Raw genomic sequence first — 17,798 nt, 5'->3', positions numbered from 1 at the left:
CCGGCAGCGCGCTGCCGTTTTCAGGTGAATTCGACGATCTGGCGAACGGCAGACCCATCCGCCAGCCGATCGAAACCTTCATTGATGTCGTCAAGCGGCATGCGATGGGTCAGTAACCGATCGACCGGCAGCTTGCCGCGCTTGTAGAGCGCGAGGAAACGGGGAATGTCGCGGGAGGGCACGCCGGAACCGATATAGCTGCCTTTCAGCGTCCGCTCCTCGGCCACCAGCGTCACCGCCGGCAGGGAGAGCATCGCCTTGGGATTGGGCAGGCCGGCGGTGATCGTGGTGCCGCCGCGCCGGGTGATGGCATAACCGAATTCGAGGGCCTTGACGGAACCGGCAAATTCCAGCGCCGCCTCGACGCCGCCCTTGGTGGCTTCCTTGATCTTGCCGACGATGTCAGGATCGTCGGCATTGAAGGTGTGCGTGGCGCCAAGCTCCCTGGCAAACTCCAGCTTTGAGTCCAGCCGGTCCACCGCAATGATGGTTTCGGCCCCGGCTGCAGCCGCGCCGATCAGTGCGGCAAGCCCGACCCCGCCCAGGCCGATCACAGCCGTGGAGCCGCCGGGTTTGACGTCACCGGTGTTGAACACGGCACCCGCACCGGTCAGCACGGCGCAACCGATCAGGCCGGCAATGTCGAGCGGCACGTCCTTCTCAACCTTGACCAGCGAACGACGCGACACAGTCGCGTATTCGGCGAAGGACGAAACGCCCACATGGTGATGGACCTTTTCGCCATGCCGCGACAGCCGGCTGACGCCGCCGAGAAGTTCGCCGTGACCGTTCGATGCCGCGCCCGGTTCGCAAAGCGCCGGCCGGCCCTCGGCACAGGGCGAGCAATGGCCGCAACTCGGGACGAAGACAAAAACGACGTGATCGCCGGGTTTCAGATCCTCGACATATTCGCCGACCGCCTCGACGACACCCGATGCCTCGTGCCCCAGCACCATCGGAACCGGCCGCGGCCGGTTGCCGTCGATCACCGAAAGGTCGGAGTGGCAGAGGCCGGCAACGGCGATCTTGACTAGCACTTCGCCCGGCCCCGGCCCGTCCAGCTCGACCTCCTGTATCTTCAGCGGCAAGGTCTGCGCATAAGGGCGTTCAAGCCCGATTTCTTCCAGAACGGCCGCTCTGATCTTCATGTCTTTCCCTCACTCTTTCAGCCTCACCGGCCGTTTTATCGTTTCGGCCGCTCAGTGGACCGCCGCGTACATGATCTTCTCCTCCGTCGCCTCCTCGGTGGAGAATTCCTCGACCACCCGGCCTTGTCGCGACACAAGGATGCGATCGGCCAGATTGAGGATTTCCGGAAGGTAAGAAGAAATCACCACGACGGCGAGACCGGCATCGGCGAGTTCGTTGATCACCTGATGCAGCTCGGCGATGGCGCCGACATCGACGCCGCGGGTCGGTTCGTCGAAGATCACCAGCTTCGGTTTCTGCACCAGCGCCTTGGCGATCACCACCTTCTGCTGATTGCCGCCGGAAAGCTCGATGACGCGGGCATTGCCATCGATCGCCTTGACGTTCAGCCGCTTCGTCCAGTCCTTGGCGAGTTCCATCATTTCCGAATGGGACACGACAACGCCGCGATTAAGGTCGGAGGACAAAAGGTTCATGTAGATGTTTTCGGCAATCGACTTGGTCTCGAAGAAACCTTCGATCTTGCGATCCTCCGTCACGTAGACGATGCCGTCCTTCACGGCCGGGCGCGGCACGCGGTAACGCACCGAGCGGCCGTCGAGGCGTACTTCACCGCCATGGAAGAAATCGCGCTTGACCACGCCGGAGATGATTTTCGCCGTCTCCGTGCGGCCCGAACCGATCAGGCCGAAAATGCCGGTGATCTGCCCGGAATAGACCGAAAACGAGGTGTTGCGCACCATTTTGCCCATCGACAGGTTCTGCACCGACAACACTTTCTGGCCGTAGGGACGCGCCTTGCGGCTCTTGTCGCGGCTGTAGAGTTCGGCCGAGAGCGAGCGGCCGACCATGGACGAAATGATCTTGTCGCGGTCGAAATTTTTTGCATCGTCGGTGATCACATGCTGGCCGTCGCGCAGGATAGTGATCCGGTCGGAAATGGCCAGCGCCTCCTCCAGCGCGTGGCTGATGAAGATGATCGAGACGCCCTCGCGCTTCAGCCGGTTCACCAGCGAGAAGAAATGATGCTTCTCCTCCGGCGTCAGCGTTGCGGTCGGTTCGTCGAAGATGATGATCCGCGCCTTGTGATGCACGGCGCGGGCGATCTCCACCATCTGCTTCTGCGCCGCGCCGAGCTGCGAGACGTACATGGTCGGATCGACGCCGAAATTCAGCGACTGCAGGAATTGCTGGGCGGCGATGTAGATGCCGCGCAGGCGGTTGAGGAATTTTTCGTTGCCGAGATAGATGTTCTGCGCCACCGTCAGGGACGGCACCAGGCTGGTTTCCTGGAACACCATGGCAATGCCGTTGTGCAGCGCTTCGGCCGGGCTGCCGAAGGTCATCGGCTGGCCGTTGAAGATCACTTCGCCCTGCGTCGGCTCGTGGACACCCGCCATGATCTTGGTCAGCGTCGACTTGCCGGCGCCGTTTTCGCCAAGCAGCGAGTGGACCTCACCCGGCATCAGGCTGAAGCTGACATTGCGCAGGGCGGCAACGCCATGGAACTCCTTGGTGACGTTCTTGAGTTCGAGAATGGGGCTCATGTCAATTTCCCTGCATGCCGAGATCGACGGCGATCACCTCATCGCCGCCCTTGCTGGTGGCCCAGAGCTTGCCGCCCGCTTCCACGGCCGAGGTAATGCCATGCCGCCGGCCGCCGGCGCGGCTGTGGAAACTGCGAAGCGGCACGAAATCGGCCGTCAGTTCGATGACGAGGCCGTAGGATCGTGTTGGCGCCCAGGGTTTCAGGATGCCCATCTGCTTGAGCGCGCCACCTTGCATCGGCTCGCGGAACGAATAGCCGCTGCGCAGCGCCGGGGCGATCCAGAATTCCGGTGCGACCTCGGCCATCATCGCCTTGCGATAGATATCCTCGCGCAGCACGAATTCGATCAGCTGGCTGCGCGGCGCAAACACCGAGAGCCAGTAGCCCTGCCGCGCCGAGCCACTGATGCGGGCGGGATAACCAGGCAGATCCTCCATGACCTGACCCAGCATCCTGCCGCTGGCGTCCAGCCGGACAAGCCGCTTTTGCCAAGCTTCGCTGACGACGATATTGCCATCAGGCTCGACAGCGATGCCGTTCGGAAAGCCGAGCCGGCTTGCCAGCATGGTCGCCTGCCCGGTTTTGGGATCCAGCCGCCAGACGGAGCCGGCCCGCTCGCCATCCAGCAGATCCCGCTGCCAATTCTCCAGGTCGTTTTTCGAGGAACCGACCGCGACGACAAGCGAACCATCCGGCGAAAAGGCCATGGCCGCGACATTGATCAAGGCCTGGGTGCCGGACGAAAGCCCTGCGGCTTTTCCGCCGGCCGTATCGTAAAACGCAATCCCGGCCGTTGTCGCGACAGCCAGCAACCGGGCTTCGGAAGCGGCAATTGCCGTCACCCTCGCACCGGCGTCCAGCAGCGTGGCCCCTACCCCGCCGCATGCCGGCTGGTGATGAAGCGTCGAACCGCTGGAGTAGACCAGCCCGGCCTTCGTCGCGACGAGGTTGTCGGGGGTTTTCGCATAAATACCGACCGGCGCTTCTTCCAGCAGGTTGTTGGGTTTCAGCGCACCATCCAGCGGCGGCACGGTGACGGCGGCTTCGCCGCGGCCGAGGAAGCGGTCGACCCAATTGCGCAGAGCATTGGCCATCACGCCCTCCCCCAATAATTCTGGTAACCCGACCAGCCCGTATCCCGTCCCTCGAGCCTGATGCGGCCGATGCGGTTGTTGGTGATGCCGCCGAGATAGAGGTAGCCCTTGTGCTCGCGCATAGAGGTGATCATCGGATGGTTTTCGGCGCCTTGATCCCACAGGGTTTCCAACACTTCACCCTTGTCGTCGAAGCGGATGACGCAGCCGATGTTGAGGTTCGGATAGAGCCATTGGTCGGGGGCGATACGCCTCGCCATGCGCTTGCGGAAGCCCGGCATGCGCAGCGCAACATCCAGCGCCGGCGAACGCATGCCCATGATCGCTGCCCAATAGGTGCCGTCGGATGCCCGGTTGATGTTGTCGGGGTAGCCGGGCAGCCGGTCGAGCACACGTTCGACCCTCCCGGCCTTCGGCCCGTCGATATAGAAGCGGCTGATGCGGCAGGCCCAGCTTTCTGCAAACAGGATCGACTGGCCGTCCTGCGCCGTGCAGATGCCGTTCGGGAAAATCAGGTTGCGCAGCACCGTCTGCGTCCGGCCGGTTTTCGGATCGAAGCAGATGATGCGACCGTTGCCGCGGCTTTCCAGCGCATCCACCGGCCAATCATGCATTTCGTAGCGGATCGTCGCTTCCGAGAAATAGATGCGGCCATCCGGCGCGATGTCGAGGTCGTCGGCGAGACGCAGGCGGGAATCGTCGACGACGGAGAGTTTCGACCGGTTGGTCTCGTCGGTCACCTTCGTCACGGTGCGGCTGCGGTCGATCTTGTAGAGGCCCATGCCGCCGACGCAGACGAGCAGGCTCCTGTCCTTGTCCCAGCTCATGCCGAGCGGCGCGCCGCCGATATGGGCGTAGACTTCATGCGTCTTGTAATCGGGCGGAGCAAAACGGACGATGTCGCCGTGGCGAGTGCCGCAATAGAGGTAGTCGTCATCATCGAGGATGACATCCTCGGGGGATTCGACATCGGCCAGGCCGATGATTTCGACATCCTTCAGCCGGTCGTTGAGCGCGAAGGCCGAGCCGGAATCGGCGCTGGTGGAAGCAGGCTCCGGCAGTTCGATATAGGTAGGCGAGACATAGACCTTGTTGAGCAGCTTGTCGCGGTTCTTCAGCCAGCGCACGTCGACGAACACGGCGAAGATCAGGGTCAGGCCCAGCACCATCGGCCCGGAACCGGAATTGAGGCCGAGGCGCAGCACGCCGTTGGTCATGACCAGCACGATGACGGCGCCGATCAGCGCCTTGACGATCGATCCGCGCCCACCGCCGAGGCTGTTGCCACCGAGCACGGCGGCCGTCAGCGCCGAAATCTCCAGCCCCATGCCGGTATCGGTGCCGGCGCCGGAAAGACGGGCGGCGTAGAGCACGCCGGCGAGGCCGCAGAGCATGCCGGAGATCGTATAGGTGGCGCAGACCGTGCGGCGCACGGACAGGCCGATATTGTGGGCCGAGCGGCGCGAGCCGCCGATGGCCATCAACCGCCAGCCGGGCCGCGAGCGCGTCAAGAGGATATGGCCGATGATGGCGACGAGGATCAGCACGCAGAAGGAAAAAGGAATGCCGAAGAAACCGCCGAGGCCCATCAGATCCCAGGCATCCGACTGGTAAAAACTCATCGACATCGCCTGGGCGTATTTCAAGAGCAGCATGTCGACGACGGCGCGCACGATGATCAGCGTCACCAGCGTGGTGAGAAAGGCGCGCAGCCTGAGATAACCGACGAGAATGCCGTTAAGCAGGCCGACCGAGCCGCAGATCAGGATGACGGCGGGCACGGCCGCCCACACCGACCAGCCGGCGAGATTGAGCAGCGCCAGCGTCATGAAATTGCCGAGCGCAAAATTCGAGCCGACCGACAGGTCAATGCCGCCGACGACGATGACGAGCATCATGGCGATGCAGACGAGAGCGAATTCGCCGAGCTGCCGCGAGGTGATCGACAGGTTGCTGCCGCTGAAGAAATTCGGGATCAGCGAACCGAAGACGAGGATGACTGCGATCAGCACCAGAAAAGGAATGGCGTTGTCGATCCACTTCTTCGAGAGGATTTCTCCGATGACGTGGTCGGGAATGAAGCGGTATCTCAGCTTTGTAAGGGTGTTCGCCGACGCCAAGGCCCGCCTCCATGCTTTATGATCAATAAAAATCGAAAGGTTGGAAAAGCACGGCCGGCATTCCGCCAGCCGTGCGATGGTTATGATCGGATCAACGGAGGATCTTGGCGTATTGTTGCGGATCCCAGCAGGTGCCGGCCTGCACGTCGTCCTTGATCATGACGCGCGTCGGCGAGTAGATCTGGGTCTTGATGACGCCGGCGCCCTGGTTGTTCTGCAGCGCCGTGGTGATCGCCGTCCAGGCGTCGCGGCCCATGCCCGGTGCGTTGTAGTTGATCGCAGCGGAATAGGTGCCGTCCAGCAGGCCATCGCACATGCTCTGCGCCCCGCCGCCCGAGGTGATGAAATAGACCTGGCCCTGCTTGCCGGCCTGCTTGATCGCAGCACCCGTGCCGATGCCCTGGCCGTCCCAGACGTCGATGACACCGCAGAGATCGGGATGCTGCTGCAGCGCCGTCTCGGTGATGGCGCGCGCCTTGGAGGCATCCCAGTCGGCCGCCTGGCTGGAGACGATCTGGATTTCCGGATGCTCATTGAACACCTTCATCATGCCCTGGACCTGGTAGTAGCTGACACCGCCGGTCAGCACGCCCTGGACGATCGCCACCTTGTGGGAGGTCTGCGTTTCAGAGCCGCACTTGGCCAGCATCATGTTGGCGGCCTGCTCGCCCATGGCGATGAAATCCGGGCCGACGAAGGCATCGGTCTGCACCGCGCCCTGCATGTTGAGCTGCACCACGACGATGCCTTCGGCATTGGCCTGTTTCAGAAGCCGTGCCAGCGACTGCATGTCCGGGTTCTGGGTGACGATGACGTCCGGATGCTCGGCGATCAGCGCCGTCATGCCCTGCGCCATCGCGTCGGTGTTCCAGTTCGGATCCTGCGAGGAAAAGCTCATGCCGTAACGCTCGGCTTCCGTCTTGACCACGCCGCCCCAGGCCTGGGCCAGATCGAAGCCGATGGAGATCGGCAGATAGGCGATCTTCTTGCCGGCCAGCGCCGAAAGCGCCGGCGCACGATAGGGATCGTTCATGTCGTCGTCGGCGTATACAGCCGTTGCGCCGATGGTAAAGGCGGCAAGCGCCGTCGCCGCAAGTCTCATCAAACCAGTCTTACCCATGTTCCACTCCTCCTTGTCACATCTGTCTGGTGATCTTGTTTGTCTGTTCGGTCAGATGTCTCCCTGCTGGCCCGTCTGCTCGTCGCGCGGATTGACGATGCTATCGACGACGATGGCGAGCAGCAGGATCAGGCTCTTGATGACGTTCTGAACCGTGTACTGGATGTCCATGATCGTCATGCCGTTCATCAGCACGCCGATCAAAAGCGTGCCGACGATGACGTTGCGGACGTTGCCGCGGCCGCCCGACAGGCCGACGCCCCCGAGCACGACCACCAGGATGACGTCGTAGATCATGTTGGAATTGACGATGCGGGTGTTCATCGCCTCGACCGAGGTGGCCGTGATGATGCCCGCGACGAAGGCGATGCCGCCGGAAAGCACGTATTGCAGCACCAGCATTGGCCGCACGGCGATGCCGCCGATGCGCGAGGCGGCCAGATTGTCGCCGATGGCATAGACGAAATTGCCGATCTTGGTGAATTTCAGGAACAGGAAGACGACCAGTGCCATGGCGGCGGCCACGACGATCGGCATCGGCACGCCGAACAGCTTGCCCTGCCCCAGCGTGACGATCCAGCCCATGGTTTTCGGCATGTAGACGACGTCGGTGCCGACGATCAGATGCGCGCGGCCGAAACCGTAGACGAAGGTCGCCATCGCCAGGGTGGCAAACAGCGGCGGGATTTCCGCATAGGCGACCAGGACGCCGGTAAACAGCGCCACGCCGAGCGCAAACAGCAGGCCGGTGGTCAGCGCCGCGTAGACCGGCATGCCCTCGTGGATCAGCTGCATCGACCAAGCAATCGAGATCGCCATCGTCGCCACCAGCGACAGGTCGATGCCGCGGCCGAGCACGACGATCAGCATGCCGAGACCAAGAATGCCGAGCACGGCAACACTGCGGATCAGCGACAGGATGTTGTTGGCGTCGAGAAAATTGTTGAGCGTCAGCGAAAAGGCGAGGAAAAGCATGACCGTCAGGATGAAGACGATCTTTTCCTGATTGAGATAGCGGAACAGTTTTCGAGCGTTCACGACCCACGTCCTCCCTGACATTGCCGAAGACCGCTTCCCGGTGGCCCGCCGGCAGATTTGCGGCTGGCGATGGGAGCAGATGCTTCATGTGGTTTCATGGACACGCGAACCTGAAACCAGATCCGCACCCCTCCCGGCGCAATGTCCAACCAACTGAAATTTCAAAGGAAATCTCCGCTGCTGGAAAGAAACTATAACAGGCGGGCGTATTAATTAAATTATCAAATTGCGTTAAGCTCCATATAGGGATGTTATAGCAATGACGCCTGCGCGAGGCTGCATCGGCTGGACCGGCATCGCCATACCGCACCACCGACCAGCTTGCCGCCAGCGCGGGGAAAACTGCGGTTAACTGCTTACATTTTCATGGTTCTTGGCCGAACGGCCGATGCGATTCAGCGCAATGCCGTGGCGCCGCTCCACTGGCCGGTCGCCGCAAGTTCGAGCAGCGTTTCGCGGCACAGTGTTTCGATGGCGGAAACGGCATTGGTCATCGGCCGGTCCGCCGGATGGACCAGATGGACGTCACGCTTCAGTTCCGGCTTGCTGATGCGCCAGGAGCGCAGCCGGCCTTCGCGAACCTCGCGGGCGATGGCATTGAAGGGCAGGATGGAATAGCCCATGCCCTTCTCCACCAGCTCCTTGATGTTGCCGTAGGAATCGACGTCGATGACCGTGTTGAGATCGAGGTTGTTCGAGGTCGCCTCGCGCTCCAGAAGCTCGCGCAGGCCATGGTTGGCGCTGGGCAGGATCAGCGGCAGCGGCGCGACCTTCGCCAGCGCCAGCGGGCCGAAAGGCGGGGTCTTGATGCCCTCCATCGGCGTGGCGGGGCCGAGCAGGCAAAGCTCCTCCGTCAGCACCGGATAGGAGGTCAGGACACGGTCTTCCACCGGAATGTAAAGGACGGCGATATCGATGCGGCTTTCGCGGATCCATTCGGTGATGAAGCCGCTCATTGCCTCGGCGATACGCAGCTTGATCTTCGGATAGCGCTTGCGCGCGGCGATGATCAGCGGAACCGAGAGGATCTGGCTGATCGTGCCCGGCAGACCCAGCCGCACTTCGCCGGCGGGTTCCGCCTCGTGACCGCGGATTTCCTCCTGGGTGATCGCAAACTGGTCGATGATGATGCGGGCGTTGCGCAGCAGGATTTCGCCGGCCTCCGTCGCCATCACGCCCTGCGGGCTGCGAAACAGAAGCGCGGTTCCAAGATCGGCTTCCATGTTGCGCACATGCAGGCTGAGCGCCGGTTGCGCGACGTTCAAGGTCGCGGCCGCCTTGGAAAAAGACCCTTGTTCGACGATCGCAACGAAATACCGCAACTGACGAAGATCCACGCACCCCTCCAATATTCTTTTATAGCCACATGAAGCAGCTTCGTTTTTTATTATAGTGGGAGCGGGATCGCAGATGTCAAGAATACAAGCCGTCTATCGGGCCTGCCAATTACTGCGCGGCACGGACAACGGAAAATTCCTGCCGGATCGATGCTGTGTGTTCGCCAAGCGCCGGAACGGCGCCGAAGGACGGGATCACGCCATCGGCAAGCGCGCCGGGCGCCATGAGCCGGACGGGACCTGTCGGCGTATCCACCTCCATGTAGCGGTTCTGCGGATGTTCGGCGACATCCTCCAGCGTGCTGACGCGACCATAGGCGATACGGGCGGCGTGCAGGCGCGTCGCCATTTCATCCCGGGAAACGGCCGCAAAAATCGGCACGATGGCGGCGTCCAGCGCCTCGCGGTTTTTGACGCGGTCGCTGTTGGAGGAGAAGCGCGGGTCGGTCGCCAGATCCGGCCAGCCGAGCACCTCGCGGCAGAACATCGCCCACTCCCGTTCGTTCTGGATCGAAAACAGCACCGACTTGCCATCGGCGCAGGCATAAGAACCGTAAGGCGCAATCGTCGGATGGTTGAGGCCACTGCGTGCCGGCACCTTGCCGCCATATTGAAACTGCAGATAGGGCACGTTGATCCAGTCCGACAACGCATGATAGAGCGACACGGCGATATGCCGGCCCTCGCCGGTTTTTTCACGGGCGAGAAGCGCCTGCAGCACCGCCTGCGTTGCGGTCATTCCGGCTGCGATGTCGCAGACCGAAACGCCGACGCGGGCCGAACCATGCTCGTTGCCGGTGATCGCCGAAAGGCCGCTTTCGGCCTGCACCAGCAGGTCATAGGCCTTGAGATCCTTCAGCGGCCCCTCATCGCCGTAACCGGAAATCGAACAGGTGATCAGGCGTGGAAAACGCTGCCGCAAGCTCTCGGCGCCGAAGCCCAACCTGTCGACAGCGCCAGGCGCCAGGTTTTGGATGAACACATCGGCGCGGCTGACCATGGTCATCAGGATCGCCCGGTCCTCCTCCTGCTTGAGATCCAGGCAGACGGATTCTTTGCCGCGGTTCAGCCAGACGAAATAGGCGCTTTCGCCGTGCACAAGATGGTCGTATTCGCGGGCGAAATCGCCTTCCGGCCGTTCGACCTTGATGACGCGGGCGCCGGCATCGGCAAGCTTGCAGGAAAGATAGGGCGCGGCAACCGCCTGTTCGACGGACACGACCAGCACGCCTTCAAGATCTGATTTCATTGTCCTGCCAACCGGTTTTCGTTACGTCAGCGCCGACTTACCTCAGCCTGTCCGTGCAGCATTGCCGATTTTTGCCATCACTTCAAATAACACTCTAATGGGATGGCCATACAGGAAAGTTATCACATTGCGGACCGCGCATATATGGGCAGACTATATGCGTGCCATCAAAAATATATTGGCCTGAGGAGGCGCAAGCACGGAAAATGGCCGCGTTTCCACCGACGCATCGGATGATCATGCCGCAAGGATTTGCAAACCACGCCCTCTTTCTCTTCGTGCCCGCCGACCGGCCGGAACGCTTCGCCAAGGCCGCCGCATCCGGCACTGAGGCCGTGATCATCGACCTTGAAGACGCCGTGCCGGCGCATGCCAAGGACAGTGCCCGCGACGGCCTGGGGCCGGCGCTACGCGACGCAGCCATTACCGCGCCAGTCTTCATTCGCATCAATGGAACGGAAACCAGTTGGCACGGTGGAGACGTCATCACGGCGGCTACCCTACCGATCGATGGCGTGGTGCTACCGAAGGCGGAAAGCGCTGCCGGTATCGCCAATCTTCGCAAACGCCTGCCGGAAAATATGCATGTCATCGCCATTGTCGAATCGGCAAAAGGCCTTGCAGCGGTGGACGAAATTGCCACGGCAGCCGATCGCCTCGCCTTCGGTTCCATCGATTTCGCCGCCGATCTCGGCTGCGCCCATGAACGCGAAGCCCTGCTTTTCGCCCGCAGCCGCATCGTCCTCGCCGCCCGCCTGGCAAAAACGCCTGCGCCGATCGACGGCGTTACCCTATCGATCAACGAGACGACCGTTATCGAGGATGATGCGCGTTATGGCGCCTCGCTGGGTTTCGGCGGCAAATTGCTGATCCACCCCAGGCAGATCGAGCCGGCCCGCAAAGGCTTTGCGCCTGGTACCGACGAACTTGCCTGGGCGCTTCGGATCGTAGAGAGCGTCGAGGATGGCGCAGCGCGGGCGGTGGATGGCGCCATGGTCGACATGCCGGTTCTTCTTCGTGCCCGTCAGATCGTCCGGGCGCATCAACGCTTCTCGAATGGATCCTGACATGACCGGCATCACCCAAACCCTCTCCCGCTACGTGGCGGATCTCGACTATGCGGATCTGCCGCCGGAGGTGCCGGAGCGGGCAAAATACCTCGCCATCGACCTGATCGGCAGCATCGTCCGCGCCGGCAGGCAAGCGGATTCGACCGCCAGCCTGCTCGGCATGCTGGCGCGGCTGGGTCTCGATGCGCCCGGCCATTCGACCGTATTCGGTTTTCAGCGCCGCTACATCCCGGCGACCGCCGCCCTGCTGAACGGCGCACTCGGCCATTCGCTCGATTTCGACGACACCCATTCCGACAGTTCGCTGCATCCGAGCGCGCCGGTCGTGCCCTCAGCATTGGCGGCGGCCGAAATGACAGGCGCCTCCGGCAAGGATCTCTTGGCGGCCATCGTCGCCGGTTACGAAACCTGCTGCCGTCTCGGCAACGCGCTCGACCCGACGGCGCATTACGCCCGCGGCTTCCACCCGACGGCAACGGCCGGCACATTCGGGGCGGCTGCTGCGGCGGGCAAACTACTAGGCCTCGATGCCGCCGGGATCGCCTCCGCCTTCGGCGTGGCGGCAAGCCAGGCGGCCGGTTCGCTGCAATTCCTCGTCAACGGCGCCTGGAACAAACGATACCAGGTGGGTGCGGCAGCCATGAACGGACTGATCGCCGCCACACTTGCGCGCGAAGGGTTTATAGGCGCCGCCGATGCCATCGAAGGCAAGCATGGCCTGCTCGTCGGCTATACGGGCAATCCCCGGCCGGAACTGGCGGTCGCCGCGCTCGGCGGCGTCTACGAGACGATGAAGATCGGCATGAAACCCTATCCCGCCTGCCGGTATACGCATGCGGCGGTCGACGGACTGCTGGCGCTGCGGCGCGAACATGGCTGGAGCCCCGCCGATATCCTTTCCGTCGAGATCGGCCTGCATACCAACGGCATCGTGCTCACCGGCGCCCCGCTGGATGAAAAACGCCGGCCGAAGACGGTGGTCGACGGGCAGTTTTCCATGCCCTTCGCCGCCGCCGTGGCGCTCTGCAAGGGCAGCTTCGGTTGGGACGATTATGCCCTGCTCGGCAATCCGGACATCGAGGCGATGACAACCCGCATCGACGTCAGGCGCGACGAAAGGCTGGAAGGCCTGCGCCATCCCTTCGGCGCCACCATCGCCGTCCGCACCGCCACCGGAACCATAGAACGCACCATCCCCGACCCCTCCGGCGAACCGGATACCTTTCCGGCTAAGGCGGATGTCGAGGCGAAGTTCATGACGCTTGCGACACCCGTTCTCGGCAATGCCGCATCGGCCCTGTTCTCCCGGCTATCCGGTGTCGAAGGGATCGGCGACATCCGCGATCTCGCCGGCTAGGGCCATATATATTCCCTATAAGGCGCCTCACCAATCTGTATTTGTGGTTATAGCCTTCAATCCCTAGACTCTGTCTTGCCTTCATCCCCAGAGAAAGGAAAAGACGTGCCTTATCAAGATTATGCCGAAATTCGTGCGGAAGTGGCGAAGCTTTGTGCCGGGTTTCCGGGCGAATACTGGCAGAAGCTTGAACGGGAGAGTGCCTACCCCAGCGAATTCGTCAACGCGCTGACGCAAGCCGGCTATCTCTCGGCCCTCATTCCGGAAGAATATGGCGGGTCCGGCCTGCCGCTTTCGGCGGCGGCGGCAATCCTGGAGGAGGTGCAGCGATCCGGCTGCAACGGCGGCGCCTGCCATGCGCAGATGTACATCATGGGCGCCATCCTGCGGCACGGCAACGACCAGCAGAAGCGCCAGTACCTGCCAAAGATCGCCACCGGCGAACTGCGCCTGCAGGCCTTCGGCGTCACCGAACCGACGAGCGGCACGGACACCACGTCGCTCAAGACTTTTGCAAGACGAGACGGCGACCACTACGTCGTCAACGGCCAGAAGATCTGGACGTCGAGGGCAGAATATTCCGACCTGATGCTGCTTCTGGCGCGCACCACGCCGAAGGAACAGGTCACCAAGAAGACCGATGGCCTTTCCGTTTTCATCGTCGACATGCAGGAGGCGGCCAAATCCGGCATGACGATCCGGCCGATCCGGACGATGATGAACCATGCGACGACGGAGGTGTTTTTCGACAATGTCCGCGTTCCGGCAGAAAATCTTGTCGGCGAGGAAGGCAAGGGTTTTCGCTACATTCTGTCCGGCATGAATGCCGAACGCATCCTGATCGCCGCCGAATGCATCGGCGACGCCAAGTGGTTCATCAAGAAGGCGAGCGACTATTCCAAGGAGCGGATCGTGTTCGGCCGGCCGATCGGGCAGAATCAGGGCGTCCAGTTTCCGATTGCCCGCGCCTATGCCCAGATGCGCGCCGCCGAACTGATGGTCGACGAAGCTGCCCGCCTGTACGAACAGGGCGAAAACTGCGGCGAAGAGGCAAACATCGCCAAGATGCTGGCGGCCGAAGCCTCCTGGGCGGCGGCAGAGGCCTGCGTACAGACCCATGGCGGTTTCGCCTTCGCCGAAGAATACGACGTCGAGCGTAAATTCCGTGAAACCCGCCTCTATCAAGTCGCGCCGATTTCGACGAACCTGATTCTCAGCTACATTGCCGAACATGTGCTCGGCATGCCGCGGTCCTATTGAGGAATAGCCATGACCGACGTCGATATCGACTATCTGAAAAGCTGGATAGGCCGCGAGCGCAGCATCACCGACATCATCACGCCGCGCCTCGCCAGCAGCCTGAATGCCGTGCTGGATATCGACAAGCCGGTGGCGCCGGGCAAGCCGGCACCCGTCGGCATTCACTGGTGCCTCGCCCCCGACATCGCGCCGATGAGCCAGATCGGCCCGGACGGCCATCCGGCCCGCGGCAGTTTTCTGCCGCCGGTGCCATTTCCGCGGCGCATGTGGGCCGGCGGGGAACTGAGATTTTCAGGCGATTTTCGCATCGGCGACGAGGTGGTGCGCCGCTCGACGATCGAAGACGTCGTGCTCAAGACCGGTCGCAGCGGCGAGATGATCTTCGTCACCGTGCGTCATCACTATTCGACACCGCGCGGGGAGGTGCTGGACGAGCGCCAGGATCTCGTTTTTCGCAAGTTGGAGGCGGCAGGTTCCGCCAACCCGCCCGCAGCGGCGGCGGCACCACAAACCGCCGTCCACACACGCAAGATCGAGGCGAACCCCGTCCTGCTGTTTCGCTATTCGGCCATCACGTTCAACGGCCACCGAATCCATTACGACGAACCGTACGTCAAAAACGATGAAAACTATCCGGGACTGATCTTCCATGGGCCGCTGCAGGCAAACCTGCTCCTGGATCTGGCGACTGAATTGCGAAACGGCGAGATCCCGCAGACGTTCGCCTTCCGGTCGGTCCATCCGCTGTTTGCCGGAGGCAGGGTCTCGCTGAATGCGCGCCCGCAGGAAACCGGCACGTCGCTCTGGGTGGCCGATCAGGGGGGCGGCGTAACGATGATCGCCAATTGCTGACATGTCGCCAGGAGTTTTGCGGCCGGCGCGGGCGGCATTGAGGGTTTAGGGCGCGGTGGGGCCGGCAATGCCGATTTCTTCGGACAACAGTCTCAGCAATTCATCCCGGTCCTTGATGCCGAACTCGTACCAGTCGATCAGGGAGCGCGCCTTGGCAACGCCGTCGTCACTTGTGATCGCGACGCCGTTCTGTTCACACCAATCCAGAAGGATCGACTTCAGGAACATCATCGTTTCAGACGTCAGGGCCTCTTTCGGCCAAACTGTCAGCATCCTGCATCCCCCAATTGACGGCATCATAGAGCGCTCGGCCGGGAAAGGCTGTCGCAAGATGGCAACAATGGCGCCGGATGTCCGGACATGTCGCCTTCACGGGAGGAAACAGGCTGCCGACGGGAACCTGGGAAGGCCGCAAGACAGCTAAAAAGTGTGCGAACGGCCACGGAAAGGCAACAAAAAGGCAAAGGGAAGTTGCGAAGGCGCCCGCTGATGAATAAACTGCGCCCGCGGCATGTAAGCCGCTTAATCAACGAGGACGATAATGGCGACCGGTACGGTAAAATTCTTCAATCAGGACAAGGGCTTCGGCTTCATCACGCCAGAAAACGGCGGACCGGACGTATTTGTCCATGTGTCGGCGCTGCAGGGCGCAGGCTCGCTTCGGGACGGACAGAAGGTCAGCTACGACCTCGGTCAGGACCGCAAGACCGGCAAGTCGAAGGCGGAAAACGTCAAGTCGCTTTGATCGACAGGATTACAGGATGACACATCCTCGGACCAGCGCCCCGACAGGGGCGTTGGTTCGCCCTCAACGAAAAAGACGATACGCACACCCCGGAACAGGACGCTGCGAACGTCGATAACGTGAGACCGAAACGGCATATGCCACCCGGCCCACGCTCCTCCCGCTGATTTCGAGCACGCGCGGGATCGATGCTGCGATTGCCCGAAAGGGCAGACCGAAGCCATGCCTCGGCCGCGCACAAACCCTCAAAACACAGCCTGCCGGATGTGATTCGTGTGGCGATCACGCTTCCCTTGCTGGGTTGCGATGTTCCTGCTGGCTGCCCCCTTTATCCGGTCATCTCGTTTTTACGCAATTCCGGGCGCAAACCGCTCTAGCCTTCGATCCCGAAATGGCGTTCCAACGTCTCCCAGCTTTCATCCATCGCAAAGGTCGATGACAGGAATGGCAGGCCGATATGGCCGAAGCGGATCGACAACTGGTTTTCCGCAATCTCTTCGCTCATCCCGGCGATCCGCTCGCTATAGATAACCGATACAAGGCCTGTCCGGTCCGCCCCTGCCTTGCAGTGGATGAGGATCGGTTTCGGTGCGGCCTTGAGGATTGCCACCAGTTCATCGGCTTCACCGGTGGTCAGCCTGCGACTGGCATTCATCCTGAAATCGATGTGATTGAGATTGAGGCGTTTTGCGGTGGCAATCTCATCGGCATACCAGTGCGCTGTCACGCTCTCGCCCCGAAGGTTGATCACCGTCCTGATGCCATGGTCGCGAACATAGGTTTCCAATTGTCCGGCCGACGGCTGGGCGGATCGATAGAGTTCGCCGTCGATGACGGTATGAAAATTGCCGCTCAACTGCAGGAAGGCGAGATAACCGCCAAGGGCGGCCACCGTCATGACAAGGGCGGCGGCAGACCTGCGCCGTTCGGAGAGAAAGCCGGCAAGACACCGGACCACGCCCACACGTTTCGCTTTCCCGGAAATGATGTCGTCGTTCATCAGAAGCACCGTCTCGCCCAATCCAGTCCGATCAGGACCGGCTCCTGGCATGGGAAACTGACAGCCAACTGAAAGCAAAATCACGGCCGCATGCGTGAGCATGCATCGGGAGTGTTCCGCTTTTCCCCGAAGCGCGAAACCGGTTTCCTTTTGTTTTTACGCAATTCCGGATGCGGATGCCGGCGGCAAGACGCCGATCACGCCTTCTGGCAATAATGTGCGGTCGGCGCGTTTTCGCCTGTCTGGTAATCGCCGGGCTGCGGCGGCGCGATAGGCTTGAACAGGGTCCGATCCGGCTTGAGATCGATCAGCGGCGTGCCATCGAGGCAATCGAGGCCGCGCACCAGGAGGATGCCGTCCTCGATACCTTCCAGCGTGACGATCGACGTGCCGATGGGATTGGGCCGCACCGGCGAGCGAAGCGAAAACGTACCGTGCACCTTGCCGTTGCCGGCCGGGCTCTGCAGCACAAGATCGCGGCGCGACCGGTGCAGCCAGTAAAGGATTTCCAGCCGCTCGAAGGCCTCCACGCCCTTCAACGCCGCGATCCAGGGCTCGAAGATCTCGATCCTGCAGACCGGGCCGTCATGCCGGCCTTGGCGCGGCGTTTCCATACGTGATGTCCAGGGCGTGGATATGCGGCCGATGAAGACAAGTCCGGCATCCGTCGCGGCCGGCGGATCGACCGAAACCTCGTTTTCGCGGATCTCGTTCTCACGGACCATATGTCTTTCCTCTCATTGCCGCCCCGGCGCAGGGCCAGGCGGCGCTTCCTTCGGTCGATCCTGCAACCGCATCGGTGCCTGACCCGACGGCCCTTTTCAGGAGCATGTCCTGGAACACCATTGCATAGCGTTA

The 17,798-nt window shown here is 62.0% G+C and carries 16 protein-coding genes; 5 read left to right on the top strand and 11 right to left on the bottom strand.

The window, feature by feature from the left end; genetic code table 11:
* Positions 1–20 precede the first annotated feature (20 nt).
* The 8 genes from ACSQ3I_RS20805 to ACSQ3I_RS20770 all read right to left on the bottom strand — a co-directional run bounded on the left by ACSQ3I_RS20805 (position 21) and on the right by ACSQ3I_RS20770 (position 10,656).
* Positions 21–1,148, bottom strand: a complete 1,128-nt coding sequence (locus ACSQ3I_RS20805) for a zinc-dependent alcohol dehydrogenase family protein (protein WP_436001983.1) — start codon at positions 1,146–1,148, stop codon at positions 21–23.
* 51 nt (positions 1,149–1,199) lie between these two features.
* Positions 1,200–2,696, bottom strand: coding sequence for a sugar ABC transporter ATP-binding protein (locus ACSQ3I_RS20800; protein WP_436001982.1), 1,497 nt, complete (start codon positions 2,694–2,696; stop codon positions 1,200–1,202).
* 1 nt (position 2,697) lies between these two features.
* A complete protein-coding gene (locus ACSQ3I_RS20795; RefSeq protein ID WP_436001980.1) occupies positions 2,698–3,792 on the bottom strand; it encodes a strictosidine synthase family protein in 1,095 nt (364 codons plus the stop codon).
* Entirely contained in the window at positions 3,792–5,912 is a 2,121-nt protein-coding gene (locus ACSQ3I_RS20790) for an ABC transporter permease (RefSeq protein WP_436001978.1), read from the bottom strand. Before ACSQ3I_RS20790 ends, ACSQ3I_RS20795 begins: the two co-directional genes overlap by 1 nt.
* Positions 5,913–6,003: 91 nt before the next feature.
* Complete coding sequence (locus ACSQ3I_RS20785) at positions 6,004–7,032, bottom strand: sugar ABC transporter substrate-binding protein (protein ID WP_436001976.1); 1,029 nt, start codon at positions 7,030–7,032, stop codon at positions 6,004–6,006.
* A 51-nt stretch (positions 7,033–7,083) separates the two neighbouring features.
* A complete protein-coding gene (locus ACSQ3I_RS20780) occupies positions 7,084–8,007 on the bottom strand; it encodes an ABC transporter permease (protein WP_436002120.1) in 924 nt (307 codons plus the stop codon).
* Positions 8,008–8,465: 458 nt separating this feature from the next.
* A complete protein-coding gene (locus ACSQ3I_RS20775; protein WP_436001974.1) occupies positions 8,466–9,407 on the bottom strand; it encodes a LysR substrate-binding domain-containing protein in 942 nt (313 codons plus the stop codon).
* Positions 9,408–9,516: 109 nt separating this feature from the next.
* Entirely contained in the window at positions 9,517–10,656 is a 1,140-nt protein-coding gene (locus tag ACSQ3I_RS20770; protein WP_436001972.1) for a CaiB/BaiF CoA transferase family protein, read from the bottom strand.
* A gap of 206 nt (positions 10,657–10,862) precedes the next feature.
* Between ACSQ3I_RS20770 and ACSQ3I_RS20765 the strand changes: the two genes are divergently transcribed.
* The 4 genes from ACSQ3I_RS20765 (at position 10,863) to ACSQ3I_RS20750 (ending at position 15,195) form a co-directional block, all read left to right on the top strand.
* Positions 10,863–11,723, top strand: a complete 861-nt coding sequence (locus ACSQ3I_RS20765; protein ID WP_436001970.1) for an HpcH/HpaI aldolase/citrate lyase family protein — start codon at positions 10,863–10,865, stop codon at positions 11,721–11,723.
* 1 nt (position 11,724) lies between these two features.
* A complete protein-coding gene (locus ACSQ3I_RS20760) occupies positions 11,725–13,083 on the top strand; it encodes an MmgE/PrpD family protein (protein WP_436001968.1) in 1,359 nt (452 codons plus the stop codon).
* A gap of 105 nt (positions 13,084–13,188) precedes the next feature.
* Positions 13,189–14,343, top strand: a complete 1,155-nt coding sequence (locus ACSQ3I_RS20755) for an acyl-CoA dehydrogenase family protein (RefSeq protein ID WP_436001966.1) — start codon at positions 13,189–13,191, stop codon at positions 14,341–14,343.
* 9 nt (positions 14,344–14,352) lie between these two features.
* Positions 14,353–15,195: an FAS1-like dehydratase domain-containing protein gene (locus ACSQ3I_RS20750; RefSeq protein WP_436001964.1), complete on the top strand. Its 843-nt coding sequence runs from the start codon at positions 14,353–14,355 to the stop codon at positions 15,193–15,195.
* 45 nt (positions 15,196–15,240) lie between these two features.
* Here ACSQ3I_RS20750 and ACSQ3I_RS20745 read toward each other — a convergent pair whose 3' ends face one another.
* Positions 15,241–15,468 (bottom strand): hypothetical protein, encoded by a 228-nt coding sequence (locus ACSQ3I_RS20745; protein ID WP_436001962.1) that lies wholly within the window; start codon positions 15,466–15,468, stop codon positions 15,241–15,243.
* Positions 15,469–15,736: 268 nt separating this feature from the next.
* Here ACSQ3I_RS20745 and ACSQ3I_RS20740 point away from each other — a divergent pair, with 268 nt between their 5' ends.
* Entirely contained in the window at positions 15,737–15,940 is a 204-nt protein-coding gene (locus ACSQ3I_RS20740; RefSeq protein ID WP_436001960.1) for a cold-shock protein, read from the top strand.
* A 373-nt stretch (positions 15,941–16,313) separates the two neighbouring features.
* Here the strand turns inward: ACSQ3I_RS20740 and ACSQ3I_RS20735 are convergent, their stop codons facing one another.
* Both ACSQ3I_RS20735 and tsaA read right to left on the bottom strand, forming a co-directional pair.
* Positions 16,314–16,838: a dual specificity protein phosphatase family protein gene (locus tag ACSQ3I_RS20735; RefSeq protein WP_436002118.1), complete on the bottom strand. Its 525-nt coding sequence runs from the start codon at positions 16,836–16,838 to the stop codon at positions 16,314–16,316.
* A gap of 299 nt (positions 16,839–17,137) precedes the next feature.
* Positions 17,138–17,665 carry a tRNA (N6-threonylcarbamoyladenosine(37)-N6)-methyltransferase TrmO gene (gene tsaA, locus ACSQ3I_RS20730; protein ID WP_436001958.1) on the bottom strand — a complete coding sequence of 176 codons (528 nt, stop codon included), beginning with the start codon at positions 17,663–17,665 and terminating at the stop codon, positions 17,138–17,140.
* Positions 17,666–17,798 lie beyond the last annotated feature (133 nt).

Origin of the sequence: Rhizobium sp. LjRoot30, assembly GCF_964253915.1 — a bacterium.
GTDB lineage: Bacteria > Pseudomonadota > Alphaproteobacteria > Rhizobiales > Rhizobiaceae > Metarhizobium.
This window is presented reverse-complemented; position numbering and strand designations above follow the sequence as displayed.